Annotated in this window: 15 protein-coding genes; 5 read left to right on the top strand and 10 right to left on the bottom strand. The window is 34.7% G+C overall.

Annotated features, from left to right (window positions below):
* Positions 1 to 71: 71 nt before the first annotated feature.
* Together MYP_RS11820 and MYP_RS11815 are read left to right on the top strand one after the other, a co-directional pair.
* Positions 72 to 1,055, top strand: a complete 984-nt coding sequence (locus MYP_RS11820) for a hypothetical protein (RefSeq protein WP_052430127.1) — start codon at positions 72 to 74, stop codon at positions 1,053 to 1,055.
* A 172-nt stretch (positions 1,056 to 1,227) separates the two neighbouring features.
* A complete protein-coding gene (locus tag MYP_RS11815) occupies positions 1,228 to 1,992 on the top strand; it encodes an FkbM family methyltransferase (RefSeq protein WP_081990490.1) in 765 nt (254 codons plus the stop codon).
* A 64-nt stretch (positions 1,993 to 2,056) separates the two neighbouring features.
* Here the strand turns inward: MYP_RS11815 and MYP_RS11810 are convergent, their stop codons facing one another.
* From MYP_RS11810 to MYP_RS11785, 6 genes are all read right to left on the bottom strand, one after another.
* A complete protein-coding gene (locus MYP_RS11810) occupies positions 2,057 to 2,428 on the bottom strand; it encodes a hypothetical protein (protein ID WP_045463405.1) in 372 nt (123 codons plus the stop codon).
* A gap of 127 nt (positions 2,429 to 2,555) precedes the next feature.
* The gene (locus tag MYP_RS11805; protein WP_045463403.1) at positions 2,556 to 2,894 is read right to left on the bottom strand and encodes a four-helix bundle copper-binding protein; all 339 of its coding nucleotides are present in this window, start codon (positions 2,892 to 2,894) and stop codon (positions 2,556 to 2,558) included.
* Positions 2,895 to 2,953: 59 nt separating this feature from the next.
* The gene (locus tag MYP_RS11800; RefSeq protein WP_052430126.1) at positions 2,954 to 4,381 is read right to left on the bottom strand and encodes a cation:proton antiporter domain-containing protein; all 1,428 of its coding nucleotides are present in this window, start codon (positions 4,379 to 4,381) and stop codon (positions 2,954 to 2,956) included.
* Positions 4,382 to 4,490: 109 nt separating this feature from the next.
* Positions 4,491 to 5,885, bottom strand: a complete 1,395-nt coding sequence (locus MYP_RS11795; RefSeq protein ID WP_045463401.1) for an FAD/NAD(P)-binding protein — start codon at positions 5,883 to 5,885, stop codon at positions 4,491 to 4,493.
* A gap of 172 nt (positions 5,886 to 6,057) precedes the next feature.
* The gene (locus tag MYP_RS11790; protein ID WP_081990489.1) at positions 6,058 to 6,675 is read right to left on the bottom strand and encodes an outer membrane beta-barrel protein; all 618 of its coding nucleotides are present in this window, start codon (positions 6,673 to 6,675) and stop codon (positions 6,058 to 6,060) included.
* A 35-nt stretch (positions 6,676 to 6,710) separates the two neighbouring features.
* Complete coding sequence (locus MYP_RS11785) at positions 6,711 to 7,349, bottom strand: DUF4136 domain-containing protein (protein ID WP_045463397.1); 639 nt, start codon at positions 7,347 to 7,349, stop codon at positions 6,711 to 6,713.
* Between the two features lie 157 nt (positions 7,350 to 7,506).
* Between MYP_RS11785 and MYP_RS11780 the strand changes: the two genes are divergently transcribed.
* Positions 7,507 to 8,097: a hypothetical protein gene (locus MYP_RS11780; protein ID WP_045463395.1), complete on the top strand. Its 591-nt coding sequence runs from the start codon at positions 7,507 to 7,509 to the stop codon at positions 8,095 to 8,097.
* Positions 8,098 to 8,171: 74 nt separating this feature from the next.
* Entirely contained in the window at positions 8,172 to 8,852 is a 681-nt protein-coding gene (locus tag MYP_RS11775; protein WP_156140522.1) for a hypothetical protein, read from the top strand.
* 77 nt (positions 8,853 to 8,929) lie between these two features.
* Here the strand turns inward: MYP_RS11775 and MYP_RS11770 are convergent, their stop codons facing one another.
* The 4 genes from MYP_RS11770 to MYP_RS11755 are packed head-to-tail and all read right to left on the bottom strand — an operon-like array spanning position 8,930 to position 12,986.
* On the bottom strand, positions 8,930 to 9,655 hold the full coding sequence (locus MYP_RS11770) for a peptidase (protein ID WP_045463388.1): 726 nt from the start codon (positions 9,653 to 9,655) through the stop codon (positions 8,930 to 8,932).
* A 40-nt stretch (positions 9,656 to 9,695) separates the two neighbouring features.
* A complete protein-coding gene (locus tag MYP_RS11765) occupies positions 9,696 to 10,550 on the bottom strand; it encodes a transglutaminase-like domain-containing protein (protein WP_045463385.1) in 855 nt (284 codons plus the stop codon).
* A gap of 9 nt (positions 10,551 to 10,559) precedes the next feature.
* Entirely contained in the window at positions 10,560 to 11,501 is a 942-nt protein-coding gene (locus MYP_RS11760; protein WP_045463381.1) for an alpha-E domain-containing protein, read from the bottom strand.
* Positions 11,502 to 11,507: 6 nt separating this feature from the next.
* Entirely contained in the window at positions 11,508 to 12,986 is a 1,479-nt protein-coding gene (locus MYP_RS11755; protein ID WP_045463378.1) for a circularly permuted type 2 ATP-grasp protein, read from the bottom strand.
* 654 nt (positions 12,987 to 13,640) lie between these two features.
* Between MYP_RS11755 and MYP_RS25005 the strand changes: the two genes are divergently transcribed.
* Complete coding sequence (locus MYP_RS25005; RefSeq protein ID WP_052430125.1) at positions 13,641 to 13,976, top strand: hypothetical protein; 336 nt, start codon at positions 13,641 to 13,643, stop codon at positions 13,974 to 13,976.
* Positions 13,977 to 14,003 lie beyond the last annotated feature (27 nt).

Genomic DNA, 14,003 nt, shown 5'->3' with positions numbered 1-14,003 from the left:
TATCCGCCTCTTTTTGTTTCTGTCTGTTAAAACATCATTCTGTTTGAAATGTATAGTAATAAATTTCAGATATGCTGTTTAAGATTTTTATTGCTCTCATCCTTGTATTAATAAGTTTAACCTCCGTAAGGTTAGGAGACAAATGGCCGGAAGGCTATCAGGTTTATTTTGCAATTTATAAAGATGATTTGAAAACTGAGAAGAAACTCATCCTGAGAGAATTTCTTCAGGAAGGAAAGAAGTACTTTTTAGTAATTAACCCACATACCCTGAAGACTAGCATAATTGAAGCTTCTGAAATAATTCCCCCAAGGATTACATGGCAAGAGGTCAATCTGGAGTTTAAAAACACTCCTTATATACGTTTAATTGATAGTTCAATAAAAAATAGCAGTAACCTTCAGGATGCAGGTATTACACATGTAATGCCAGACCAGAAAGGTATTGACCTTACTATTGATCTTTGTCCTTCGGAAAGGCCTCTTGATAAAAGAATTTTTACTTCAATAATAGCAGAGTTTGAAAAAAATGATCACCCTGTTCCACTTGCTATTTCTGTCTCTGGCCTATGGATGGAGAAACATCAGGAGGATCTTAACTGGCTCAAAAAGTTAATAAGAGAAAATAGAATTACAGTGGAATGGATCAATCACAGCTATCATCATAAGGTAAGTGTGAATGAGCCTCTGAAAGAAAATTTTCTATTAGAAAAAGGAACAGATATAAACGAAGAAATACTCGATACTGAAAGGATAATGATTAAAGAAGGTTTGATACCTTCCTGTATGTTTAGATTTCCTGGTCTTGTTTCTGACAAATCCCTATTTGAAAAAGTTACAACCTTTGGACTGTTGCCTATTGGTACAGATGCCTGGCTTGCTAAGGGACAAAAAGTTTATGATGGAAGTATTGTATTGATTCATGGGAATGGTAATGAGCCACTAGGAGTAAATGATTTTTTGAAGCTTATTCGAACCGAGGGGCCTAATGTGCAAGCTGGAGATTGGTTACTATTTGATCTACGGAAAAGCCTTACCAATAAAATTCGACGATAACAATAAAGTCGGATAGATTGTTTGTTACGGTATTTATTTTAATTAAGTTTTAATGTGTTCATTTTTAGTGTTTTATGTGCTTGTTTGTGAGTCGTTATAAGGCTTGGTCAGCAAAACAGGACTTCCTACTTTACCCCATTTAACAAATGGTATTTTAATATTCTTATTATTTATGATGAGAGTTTTAATGAAAGGAGGGTTGATGAAAAGGATTATTAAAGCTTATCTTCAAAAACTACTGGGGTTCAGATTTTATCTGCACCTGTTTTCCTTATATAAGATCTATTCGTTAAGGATAGATAAGGGGGAGAAAGATTTTCTTCACTTTATCAAGCTTATTCCCAAGGATGGAATTATACTGGATATAGGAGCTAATATCGGTCTCATGACTGTAACACTTGCTAAAAAATTTCCAAAATCTACTGTTTATTCATTTGAGCCGATACCATATAATCTGATAACGCTGAATCAGAATATTGAGTTGTTTAAACTTGATAATGTTAAGGTGTTTCCTATGGCTTTGGGAAATGAGGATAGTGAAATCGACATGGTGATGCCTGTTGTAGATTCTGTAAAAATGCAGGGATTATGTCATGTAATTCATGATGCTATTCCGAAAAGCAGTATAGGCGAAACTTTTTCAGTGCCGCTGAGAAAGCTGGATAGTATTAAACACCTTAAAAATGCTTCTCAGGACATAGTGGCTATTAAGCTGGACGTTGAGCACTTTGAATGGGCAGTTCTTGAAGGAGCTCGCAAGATATTAAACAAACACAAGCCTGTCATCTATTGTGAATTGGGGGAAAATGAAAATAGAACCAAAAGTATGGAAGTATTATGCGGACTTGGATACAAAGCAAAAATTGTTGAAGGTAATAATCTGATTGATTTTGATCAGGAGGTACATAAAGCAACAAATTTTATCTTTATGCATTAGTATTTGAAATTCCGTAAGCTAAAGGGCAAGGTATTGTAGCCTTGCCCTTATTCTTTTTGGGGAGTTATTTTTTTAAGATTTTTTTCTTTACATCCCTTACCTTTTGTAATATTCCTTTTTCTTCAAGGAATGTAAGAGTGTTTCGGTAATATACAGATCCATGGGTTTGGAATTTTTCCTTAAGTACTTTTTCAAATATTTCGAATACAATAAAACCTATTAATATCGATACTATCCATTCAAGCTCTGCAAAAGCTGATTTACTAATGATTGTTTTCTTCGCTTTTAATCCCCAAAGGTTTTTAAGGCTTTTGGTTTCGAAGAAATGAGAAACTACTGTACTTGCCCAGGTACCGACTACAAATCCAAGTAGTCTTCCTGAAAGAATACTATACAGGTAATTAAGAAGTACTTCTTTGGATAAGTATTTTTTCATGATTAATCAGATGTTAAGTAAGTTTATTTCGAAACGACCGAATCTACCACTTGTTTCATCTAAAAAAAAGAGGTCTTTTTGAAAACAGGGAAAACTTTGTGGAGTAAAATATTAAAAGGATTCTATATTAAATTGAATGCTGATGATTATAGCTCTCACAATCTCTCTGGCATCTATAACAGATCTCAGCGCAGCTTTTGCATAATGGAATCTCTGGATGATTTTCACACTCTTCAGCACAGAGCCTGCAGATCTCAATGCATACTTCGAGTTGTTTGTAAAGCACTGCAGATCCTCTTACTGATAATTCCCCTGTAATATTTGTAATTCCGGCGCAATCAAGGTTCAGTCTGGCACAAATGGAATATTTTTCAAAGTTATTTTCCATTAAACATGCTGCTGCACATTTTTTACAGACTACAGAACACGCTGAAAGTATCTCTATAAGTTCATCCTGATTAACCATATATTGTTTCCTTGGTTATCAGTTAAACATACTTGCTCCTGCTATTGTTATTCTGTAGTTTAAGCTACAGAGTTTACAGCATTTTCAGTATTTGCAAGTTCCTGTTCGGGAATGTTTTTGGTTATGAAGTTGAGGAACGGCCCTGTCATGAATGTGGTAACAAGCGCCATAATAACCATCATTGTAAATATCTCAGGACTTAATACTCCCAAATCATATCCGATATTAAGGACCACAAGTTCCATGAGACCTCTGGTATTCATTAAAACTCCTATAGATAAAGCCCTTTTCCAGGAAAGGCCTGTAATCTTTGCTGCAAGTGCGCTACCTACCAGCTTTCCAAGAACAGCCAATACAATGATACACAGGCAAACCATCCATAAGTGGGGATTATTTAAGAGGTTGATGTGTGTTCTCAATCCTGTGAATACAAAAAATAGAGGGAGTAGTAAAACAAGGGCTACGTCTTCAATTTTTTCGGAAATGACTTTCTTCAGGTTTACCTCTTCTGGCATAATGACTCCCGCTATGAATGCTCCGAATAGAGCATGTATACCAATGACTTCGCATATATAAGATGATAACAATAATATAAGAAAAATTATCCCCGTCAGGGATCTGCTGACTTCTCCGTTTTGTGCCTTAATACTAAAAAGTTTATTAAGTCCAGGTTTTACTACATACAACATGATTAGAATATAAGCAGCAGCAAGAACAATTGTAAGAAGTGCGGAAAGGATAGTGCTAGCTTTTACGATTGCAATCACAGCTGCCAATACACACCATGCAGTAACATCATCTGCTGCTGCACAAGTAAGTGAAACAATTCCTATGGGATGTTTGCTTAATCCTTTTTCATGAACTATTCTTGCCAGTACAGGGAAAGCTGTTATGCTCATAGCGATTCCCATAAACAAGGCAAAGGCTACGAATGGTATATTTGTTGGCGCAAAACTGCTATACAGGAAGAAAGAACTTACTACTCCAAGGAAAAAAGGAAATATAATACTCGCATGGCTTATGATCACTGCCTGATGAGCCTGGTTTTTTATTGTGGAACTGTCTATCTCCATACCAACAATAAACATAAAAAGTATAAGCCCGATTTGACTTAAAAACTGAATGTTTCCTAAAGAAGATGCCGGGAAAATGAAAGAGGAAACTTCCGGTAGGTATAAACCTAAAAGCGATGGCCCTAAAACTATTCCTGCTAATATTTCTCCGACTACTGAAGGTTGTCCTGCTTTCCTGAACAGATACCCTAATATCCTTGCAACTATCAGGATAACAGTTATTTGTAATATTAAGGTGCTGAGTGAATTATGGATATTACTGTTCAATCCTGAAAATATCGAATTATTTTCAGAGGAAACTATTTGTGGCAATATTCTATTTGTCTCCAGATCTTTTCCATTGTTTAGTAAAAGCCAGATAAGCAGAGAAAAACCGCCAGTAAAGAGGGTATAGAAAATAAGATTTTTTTTCATAATAAGTAGTGGACAAAACAGTTGAAAAGGTTTTTGAAGACCTGTTTGTCAAATAAAATGGTGCTGCCTGCTAGGGTAAATTTACGAAAAATATTCTATATGAATGACTTTAAGGGTTCTGGAAAAATGTAGTATGATTATTGGGTACAGGTAATTCTGAGAATAATAAAATATCTGCAAGAACCTCCGCTTGTACCCTTAATTCCGGTACTGCAGTTGATTCAAATAGTACTCCTGTGAGTGCAGAACCAAGAGCATAAATGATATTTTCATTATAGTGATTTTTTACTTTTCCTTCTGGTGTAGCATCAACTCCCAAATTGAGAGGCCCAGGGTGAATCAGCCCTTTTTGAATCATATTTTTTATCAATGGATTTTGTAATTTGAGATAGTTCAGCTGTGGACCTGTGCAGTTTATAACCCTATGAACACTAAGGGAGGTAGGTTGTTCATTGTTCTTTTTTCTAACTGTTATATTTAGTTTTCTTCCAGTTTTTACAATTGTATCTATTTTACCTGAATGAATCTCCAACATATTATTCTTTAATAATTCATCAATAGTTATTTGATATTCCTGCGGTATTCTGTGTCTTGAAATACTCCATAGTCTGTTTAATTTTTGAATGAAAAGCGCTTTGTCATTAGTGGAAAAATTCATCCAGATTTTCTGGTTATAAGGTCTTAAACTGTCAATAATATCTCTCCAGTCTCCACCTTGTTGTTTGTGGCTGTGCAGATGTTTTTTTACTATGGATAAAACCTCGGATAAAGAGCTGGTCTTTTCGATTTCATGATAAAAAGGTTCATAGAAATACACTGGTTTATGCACAGCAGGTAAAAAGCCATGTCTGCTAAAGGCATGTATTTTCCCTTTGTGAGAATTAAAGTATAAGGTTGTGCATAAATCAATCATTGTTAATCCGGTTCCAAGAATAAGAATATCTTCTTCCTTATGAATTTTATCAATGATCGTTTGATGATTCCACGGATTCGTGAAATATATACCATCATCAATGTATTTTTCAAAAGGGTCATTGTCTGATTGAGGAGAAAAATTTCCCGGGGCCAGAACTACTTTATCACTAATGATTTTTTTTCCACTTTCAAGTAGTATAACTGCTTTATCATTTTCCAACGTGACGTCAATTGCCTCTTCAATGTGAATGTCAACATTATCGGGGGCCTCATTCAACTCATGGTAAAGAAGATTTGAAAGATAGTTTCCATAAAGCTTTCGGGGCACATAGTCTTCGTTGTTATAAGGATATTTATTCTCTTTCAGCCAGTTAATGAAATTATCTTCATCAGATTGTAAAGCGCTCATTTTGCCAGCGTTGACATTCAGCAAATGAAAGTTGAATTCTGTAGAATATGCTGCTCCTTTGCACAGTTTTTCGGACTTATCAATTAGATGTATTTTTATTTTAGATTGCCTTTTTTTTAGTAAGTGCAATGTGAGCATGCATCCGCAGAATCCTCCGCCTACTATACTGATAGTCTTCATACTTATTAACCTTTAAAAAGAACTGCATGGAAAAGAGATATGTTTAATCCTTTCAGTTAAGGTTTGTATATGAAGCAGTAAGGGAATGCTCAGTGGTGAACTCGTAAAAAGATGTTAAGTAAATAAAAGAAATGAAAGCGCTCTTTATTTCTTTTATTTACTTAGGAGGAATTTATTTTTCAATAGAAAAAGATAGTCCGAAATTGAATTCGAAGTAGCCCAGACTACTGAATTCCTGGTAGGAGTAAGTGGCATAGTTATACCTTCCGGAAACGATAAGCCCCAGGCCGTTTTTCAGATTTATTAGCGTACCAATCTCAGGACGCAAGCCAAAACTTGTTTTAGTATGTTTGGATTCTAAAGTCGAAAGATACTTCTGATAATTACTTACAAATGCACCTATTCCGATACCAGCGTATGGCTTGAATGCTGATATAGAATTGAGGTAATAAAAACCTGTTGCCAGCACAGGAACAGTATTGAAATATCTCGTCTGTACTGCAGATATATTACCACTTGCTGTAGGATACTCTTGCCGGTCAAAATATTTTCTGAAATCATTATAGCCCAGATTCAATCCAACAGATAGGTTCTTGTTGATAAAATATCTGCTTTCTATGGAAAAGCCATCAAATAATTTTTTGTCTATATACGACTTTAAATCCCCGGAAGCGAAACCCATTCCATAGTTATAGGAGAACAGTGACCTTATATTATCCTGAGCTTTGCAAATGCTTTGAGCGAAGACTAGTATTATGGTCATTAAGACCAGTAAAATATATTTTCTCATCTTTTGAGTATGAAGTCTGTATGTGTTTGTTGAGTTTATTGTCCTGCAAATAAATAGGGAGACTGTTTAAAAAGACTATTGATGCCATCTTTGGTTCTTTGTTCAGTTCCGGGAAATGCGCTTATTAATGCTCCAACAACAATACCATTCCAAATAATATTTAAAGAGTCGGTTGATGATTTTGCATTCACCATATCAATAGATAAGCTTCCGCTTATTACTGCTGGATTAGTGAATTCTAAAGGTGCTGAGAATGGTTTTGGAAAAAGAATTGTATCAGGATTTGCAAGTCCTTCATAAATCCCATTGTTAATATAAGAAAAGTCATTTCCACCAGTGTAAAACAACAAGCGGGATATAATTACAATAACATCAGGATTTGCATTTTTATCTACTCGAATAAATCCTCTTTGGGCAAGATTCGTATTTATAAGGGAAATGAATGCAGTGTCTACGTTTTTATATTGTGTAGTATCACTGGTAAGTTTTAAGGGAGTAACTTTATTGCTTATAAAATAAGTTTTTACTGTATTGAAATCAAAGTTCTTGTCATGATTGGTGACATATATATCCTGATCCTCAAATGAAAGATCATTTGCGGGGTCGACTTTCTGGCAGGAAAAAGCTATAGTTAAGAAAAGTAAGCCTGTCAGAAACAAATTTATTTTAGACATTGATAAGGGGATTGATTTTAGTGCCACAAAAATGATAAAATAAGTTTAGAAAGACAAAATGGAGTAGAGAATGAGAATAGGTGGGGATGAGTGAAAGTATTATTTCTAAGATATTTATCGGAAACAATTGTTGCTGATTTTGATTAATTCATTGATAATGAAGTTGAATGTTTATCTTTGGCTGATTGGTATAACCTTATTCTCTTGCAGAGGAAATCAGGAAGAATATTTTCGGTTCTCAAAGATTCCTGAAAGTCTGGAGCAAGTATTACATTTTAACGATGTTACTTTTAATGTTTCAGTAAAAGGAACAAGCAGTTTGAAAAAAATTACCATTATCATAAAATCACCAGAACTTAATGATACTTTAATAAGGATAGTTAATGGAAAAGTTTACGGAGTAAAAACAGGTGATCTCAATAATAACAATCTTCCGGAAATATATGCATTTGTAATCGGTAGAGGTAATAATGCAAAAGGTAGTTTTGTCGGATATGAATTTGGTAGTGATGAGGTAGTTCAGTTAGCTTTTCCTGAGCCAAATCCCAAGCTTATGGAAGGATATATGGGGCAGGATTCACTTTTTATTCAGGGGAAATACCTGGTAAGACAATTTCCAGTCTATAATGATTCTGATTTAAGTCTAACTCCCACTGCAAATACCCGGGTAATAGAGTATTCCCTGGATGACTCACATCCATATAAAGATATTCGCCTTCTGCATCTGGAAAATAGTTATGTGAAATAGCTATAAAAAATAATTTAATCTTTTGGCTTTCGTTAGCTTTTACCGACCCAGCTAATGGAATATTTGATTGAATTATGAAGAGTACCTTGCTAGCTATTTTAGTCTTGATCACCCTGAATGTAATGGGGCAGGATAGTACTTGTGTAAACACTGACCCGGAAGATTCTCTGGTAGTTTATACGCCTGATTTTAAGTTTAAAAAGGGGATTTACCTTACTTATGATGATTTTAAGAATAATTCTCCATTACCTTTATCTGCTATTAAAACTGATCTGGATTCAAATTCTATCCATTTTTTTAAAGACCTATTGAGTCATAAAAAAATTTACATTTATGAGAATGGGCAGCTGAAATGGCTTAAAAATACGGAATATTGGGGGTATTCAGACGGTAGAAGGGTTTATTGTAACTCATACGGCCGTTTTGCCAGACTTGATATCATCGGTAGTATTTGTTTTTTTGTAAAGGTCTCTCCAATGCTTGATTTCAACGATGCTTATTATTCCCATGCATACACCCATATTACCAGACGGAACATGATGGATCCGGGAAGAAAAACTCAGGCGGATAAATACATTATGAATTTTGAAAATGGAGAAGTGTTTTTGCTTAATAAAAAACAACTTGCAAATCTCCTTTCTAAGGATGCAGAGCTATTAAATGACTATAAAAGATTTAAAGGGAAGAAGGATGTAAAAACATTTATGTTTATCATGAAGTACAATCAAAAGTATCCCATTTCGTTTCTAAAATAGTATCGTTTAGTTTAATTTTCCCAATAACCCTTTTCCTTAATAGGAAAAGGGTTTTAAGGGAGATTCTGACTTGTTTTTTAAAGTTTATTCAGAGCTGCAGTTACCCAGTCTTCCGGGATATTTTTCAGAGCCGCTCTCAACTCTTCTTCCCACTTTGCTGAAATGTAGTGAAGGTCATCTTTTTCATATCTATGCTCCACCATATTAAATGTATCGGACTTATACAATACAACATCCAGAGGATAATCAACATCATTGGCACTTACTCTTGTTGAATCAAAAGATAGAAAGCCAGCTTTTAACGCTTCATTAAAATCTGTTTCATAAGTCAGTATTCTGTTGAGTATAGGTTTCCCATAACCTGAGTTTCCTATTATTACGAAAGGGGTGCTGGTAGAAATTTCTATCCAGTTTCCTTCTGGGTAAAGTAGAAATAGCTTATGCTCTTCATCGTCTTCAAGTTGTCCTCCAACTATGGTAAACAGGTTAATGAACAGACCGGATCTTTCAAGTGAACTTCTGTCTTCTTCAGCTACCCTTCGCAACTGAGAGCCAAATGCGTTAACAATTTTATATAATTTGTTAAAATGTTCGCCTTCGTTTTCCTCTATTACATCTTTAAAGTAGGTAAGAGCTTTATCTCTCACTGATCTCAGACCGCTTGTCATAATGAACACAGCATGTCGTTCTTTTTGATAAACATATACTTTTTTGGCAGTAGTAGTTTCTGATCCTGAAGTTATTCTTGTATCTGATAACGCAACAAGTCCTGATTTTAATTTAATTCCTAAACAATAGGTCATGTGATAAACAATATTTTATAATTTAATCTAAATGTTGATATTATTGTTGCTGCTGACTTACATGAACAAGATGGTGTGTTTTATTTTCTCCGATAGAAAGCAGCACTCCTTTAATCGGGCTGCAATCGTTATAATCTCTTCCATGGGCAACTTTTATATATTGGATGTTGACACGGGAGTTATTGGTAGGGTCAAAGCCTGTCCAGCCCATTCCTGGAATATAAACTTCTGCCCAGGCATGCATTCCGGAAGTGCCTGTATAAGTTGTTCCCTGGTCAAGGTAACCTGATACATAGCGGCAGGCAAGCCCGTTGCTTCTTGCCATAGCTAGGAACAAATGTGTATAATCCTGACAAACACCCTTCTTTAATAGGATAACCTCTGCTGCTGTAGTGTTTACATTTGTTACTTCTTTTTCATAAGATATAAGGTTATGAATATGTGAATTTAATTCCAGGGAATAGTCAAGCAGATCAGAACTTCTTCGGTAAATTAAAATTTCATTCTGATTTTGTTTGGGAATAATAGTGAGAGGGGAGGCATGGAGATAAAGAAAATTGTCTATATAAAAGTTTGTTGAGTTTATTTCGGCCCACTGCTCATGTGCTGAAGGTCTGAGGTTGTCATTATTATTAATTCCACCCTTTTTGACCTTTGTAGAATATTCCAGTTTAAAACTTTTGAAATAACCTGCAGGTCTTATTCTTATCTGATTAAATCCAAAACTGTTTTTAGTAGTGAAAACATCTTGTCCAGTAGAAGTTTTTATCTGAAATTCAACTAACGTCTGAAACTCGCATTCGCAAGGAGAGATCATAAACTCGAAAAATGCTTCCTTAACAGGATATTCATATTCGCTTATGGACTGATATACAATGTCAAAAAAAGTAGACATATTTTTATGTTAAGAAATTTTCTGGTCCACCAGCGATCCCAGTTTATATAAATCATCAAGTGTTTTCTCAAGAAAGGGAAGTATTTTGTCTTGAATTTCTTCTATAGTGAGGTAACTATAAGAAGCTTGCAGTTTTCCCGCAAAGAATTCCACAGAACCTTTTTCTTCCCCTTTTACAAGGCTGATTTTTTGAAGACAATCATTTACTGCTTCCAGATTAAATATAATGGATCTTGGGAAATCTTTATTGAGAATAAGAAATTCAAGAGCTTTTTTAAGGTTTGGGACAGATTTATAATGTACCCTGCTCATATCATATCCTTCAGCACTCTTTAGCATAGCAATGCACTGATATGTTTCCATTGCCTTCCCGAGCTTCAGCTGTTCTGTTTTTTCAATGTCACGAACCTTTGCTATAAGCATACGTGTCAGCTGTCCTGCCGCTTCAGTATGTATGCCTAATTGTATAAGCGACCATGTTTCATCATGAAGTAGGCTGTGATCAATATAACCATTTACGATCGCGCACTGGTGCACTACCATTTCAGTGAAGCTAAGTATCTCTTCTTCAGAAAGTGTTTTGCTTTGATATTCATTGGCGCTATGGTAAAACTTATTGATAGATTCCCAAAGCTCTGAAGAGAGAATGTCCCTGGCTCCTCTGGCATTTTCTCTTGCATTATTGATAAAGGATTTGATGGAAACCGGATTGGTTTCATCAAGTGTGATTTTATAAATAAGATTCTGATCTTCGAGATTAAGAATGTCTTCATCATATTCATAACTAAGGCCTGTCATGCATGAAATAGAATCCAATACATATTCTTTTTTGGATAAATTGGGTGCATCCAAAGCAGAAAAATAATGAACATTCACATAACGGGCAGTATGTTGAGCTCTTTCAAGGTAACGACCCATCCAGAGCAGACTATTTGCGATTCTTGATAGCATAGTTGTTTAACCTTCTAATACCCAGGTGTCTTTGGAGCCTCCACCTTGTGAGGAGTTTACAATAAGGCTTCCCTTTTTTAAAGCTACTCTTGATAATCCACCTTTAAGAACAAAATCCTTATTTTTACCCATCAGGCAAAAGCTTCTAAGGTCGATATGTCTTGGCTCAAAAAACTCAGACTCTTCAATAAAAGTTGAATGAACAGACAAAGACATGATGGGCTGAGCTATATACTTTCTAGGATTCTTTTTAATTCTTTCCTGAAACTCCTTTCTCTGTTCTGCTGTGGATTTATGGCCCATGAATATGCCATATCCTCCCGATTCGTCCACTGGTTTAACTACAAGATTTTCCATGTTTTCCATAACATACTTAAAGTCCTCTTCCAACTCACACCGATAGGTGTGTACATTTTTTAATATTGGTTCTTCGGAAAGATAATATTTGATAATGTCCGGAATGTAAGTATAGACAGCTTTGTCATCTACAGCTCCTGTGCCTGGTGCATTGATGATAGTAACATTTCCTTCTCTGTAGCAGCCCATTAGTCCTGGAATTCCGAGTACCGAATCTGCTCTGAAGCAAAGAGGATCTATAAAGTCATCATCTATACGTCTGTAGATTACATCGATTCTTTTAGCGCCGTGCAGTGTCTTCATATAGACAAAATTTTTGTCAACATAAAGGTCTCTTCCTTCAACAAGTTGTATCCCCATGCTTTGAGCAAGGAATGAATGCTCATAGTACGCTGAATTATACATTCCGGGAGTGAGTACGACGCAGGTGGGATTGTCTACTCCTTCCGGGGCTACCGATTGGATCATGGATAAAAGCTGTTCCGGATAATCGTGAACGGGTTTTATATTATAGCTTGAGAATACCTTGGACAAGGTTCTTTTCATAGCCTCCCTGTTAGACAGGACATAGCTTACACCTGAAGGACAACGAAGATTATCTTCCAAGACATAATATTCTCCGTCTTTGTGTTTAATTAAATCGGTTCCGGAAATGTGTGTATAAACTTTACCCGGCGGGGTAAATCCAATCATTTCCTTAAGGTAGTAATTGGATGAAAATATAAGTTCGGAGGGAACGATTTTATCTTTCAAAACCTTTCTGTCATGGTAAATGTCATAAAGAAACATATTGATAGCCCTGTTTCTTTGAATAATACCTTTTTCAAGGTTTTCCCATTCTTTTAAAGTTATGATTCTCGGAAATAAGTCAAAGGGGAATATTCGTTCAACACCTTTCATGTTATCCGAATAGACAGCAAAAGTAACTCCCTGATTGAAAAAGGAAGCCCTCGCAAATTCATTCAGCTTCTTTAAGTCTTGTAATGTAAGTTTATTAAATAAAGATAAAACTTTCTGGTAGTACTTTTTTACCTTACCGGTTTGGTCGAAGACCTCATCATAAAGGTTTTTCTCCAAATTATAGGAGGAGAAAACTGAATTGTCGCTGAGTTGGATGCTGTCTTTCATAAAAATATTAATTTTCTAATAATTTAATTTTAAACATAAAGGATAATATATCCTAATGTTTTTGGAGTTTTTTTATTATTATCCCCAAATAAACATGTAAATCAATTAATTGTTTTAGATTATTTATATGGGTTTTAATTTTTATCATATAGGGTATTTATATAATAATAATAATATTTGTGTTAGTTTTTCGTAAAAAAATTATATTTTGATTATTTAAGTTGAAAATTCGATTTGATTATTTTTTAGTATTATATAAAATGTTTAATATGATTAAAATTTCAACTAGTATTTTGATTAAGTGAGTAGTATTCGTCAAAGTAAGTTTAAAAGATGAGTGTTATAATTTGTGAGTAAAGCTCTTTTTAAGCGAAAAAATTTGGGGATTAAGGGTAGAATTTGTTCCTTGGTAGTAAATGGAATATTTAATTGAATTTTTTAATAAAGTCGAGCCCCTGAGTGAGGCTAGTAAAGAAATTTTACGAAGTTTTTTATATACAGAAAAATTGAAAAAAGGTAGTTTTTTTCTGGAATTAGGTACTTACTGTATGTAATAAAATAGGTTTTGTTAAATCTGGAATAATCAGAGTTCAGTTTTTAAATGAAATTGGAGAAGAATTCACCAGGTATTTTATTGATGAAGGACATTTCGCTGTGGATCTGACAAGTTTTAATGATAGGACTTCCTCAAAAGAATATCTTCAGGCTCTTACAGATATGGAATTGGTTATCATAACAAGAGAAGCAATGGAGTATTTTGCAGTCAATATTTCTAACTGGAATAGTATTATTAGAAAGTTAACTGAAAAAGCTCTTTTAGAGAAATTAAAACTTAGTAATGAAATGGTGCTGGATGATGCCTATACCAGATATCAGAAATTAATGGAAAGGCAGCCGGAAATTGTACAGAGAGTTCCTTTGAATATTATTGCATCATATCTCGGAGTAAGTCAATATACTCTTAGTCGGATAAGGAAACGATATCGGTGAGTTTTTGCCAAAAGGCAAAATTTTTTC

The sequence above is a fragment of the Sporocytophaga myxococcoides genome (assembly GCF_000775915.1).
GTDB lineage: Bacteria > Bacteroidota > Bacteroidia > Cytophagales > Cytophagaceae > Sporocytophaga > Sporocytophaga myxococcoides_A.
Note: the sequence above shows the minus strand (reverse complement) of the source record. Positions and strands in the feature narration are given on the sequence as shown.

Bases quoted from the DNA above. Each gene is read 5' to 3' on its own strand.
- MYP_RS11820 (WP_052430127.1), top strand. From the start codon at position 72: ATGCTGTTTAAGATTTTTATTGCTCTCATCCTTGTATTAATAAGTTTA.
- MYP_RS11815 (WP_081990490.1), top strand. From the start codon at position 1,228: ATGATGAGAGTTTTAATGAAAGGAGGGTTGATGAAAAGGATTATTAAA.
- MYP_RS11810 (WP_045463405.1), bottom strand. From the start codon at position 2,428: ATGAAAAAATACTTATCCAAAGAAGTACTTCTTAATTACCTGTATAGT.
- MYP_RS11805 (WP_045463403.1), bottom strand. From the start codon at position 2,894: ATGGTTAATCAGGATGAACTTATAGAGATACTTTCAGCGTGTTCTGTA.
- MYP_RS11800 (WP_052430126.1), bottom strand. From the start codon at position 4,381: ATGAAAAAAAATCTTATTTTCTATACCCTCTTTACTGGCGGTTTTTCT.
- MYP_RS11795 (WP_045463401.1), bottom strand. From the start codon at position 5,885: ATGAAGACTATCAGTATAGTAGGCGGAGGATTCTGCGGATGCATGCTC.
- MYP_RS11790 (WP_081990489.1), bottom strand. From the start codon at position 6,675: ATGAGAAAATATATTTTACTGGTCTTAATGACCATAATACTAGTCTTC.
- MYP_RS11785 (WP_045463397.1), bottom strand. From the start codon at position 7,349: ATGTCTAAAATAAATTTGTTTCTGACAGGCTTACTTTTCTTAACTATA.
- MYP_RS11780 (WP_045463395.1), top strand. From the start codon at position 7,507: ATGAAGTTGAATGTTTATCTTTGGCTGATTGGTATAACCTTATTCTCT.
- MYP_RS11775 (WP_156140522.1), top strand. From the start codon at position 8,172: ATGAAGAGTACCTTGCTAGCTATTTTAGTCTTGATCACCCTGAATGTA.
- MYP_RS11770 (WP_045463388.1), bottom strand. From the start codon at position 9,655: ATGACCTATTGTTTAGGAATTAAATTAAAATCAGGACTTGTTGCGTTA.
- MYP_RS11765 (WP_045463385.1), bottom strand. From the start codon at position 10,550: ATGTCTACTTTTTTTGACATTGTATATCAGTCCATAAGCGAATATGAA.
- MYP_RS11760 (WP_045463381.1), bottom strand. From the start codon at position 11,501: ATGCTATCAAGAATCGCAAATAGTCTGCTCTGGATGGGTCGTTACCTT.
- MYP_RS11755 (WP_045463378.1), bottom strand. From the start codon at position 12,986: ATGAAAGACAGCATCCAACTCAGCGACAATTCAGTTTTCTCCTCCTAT.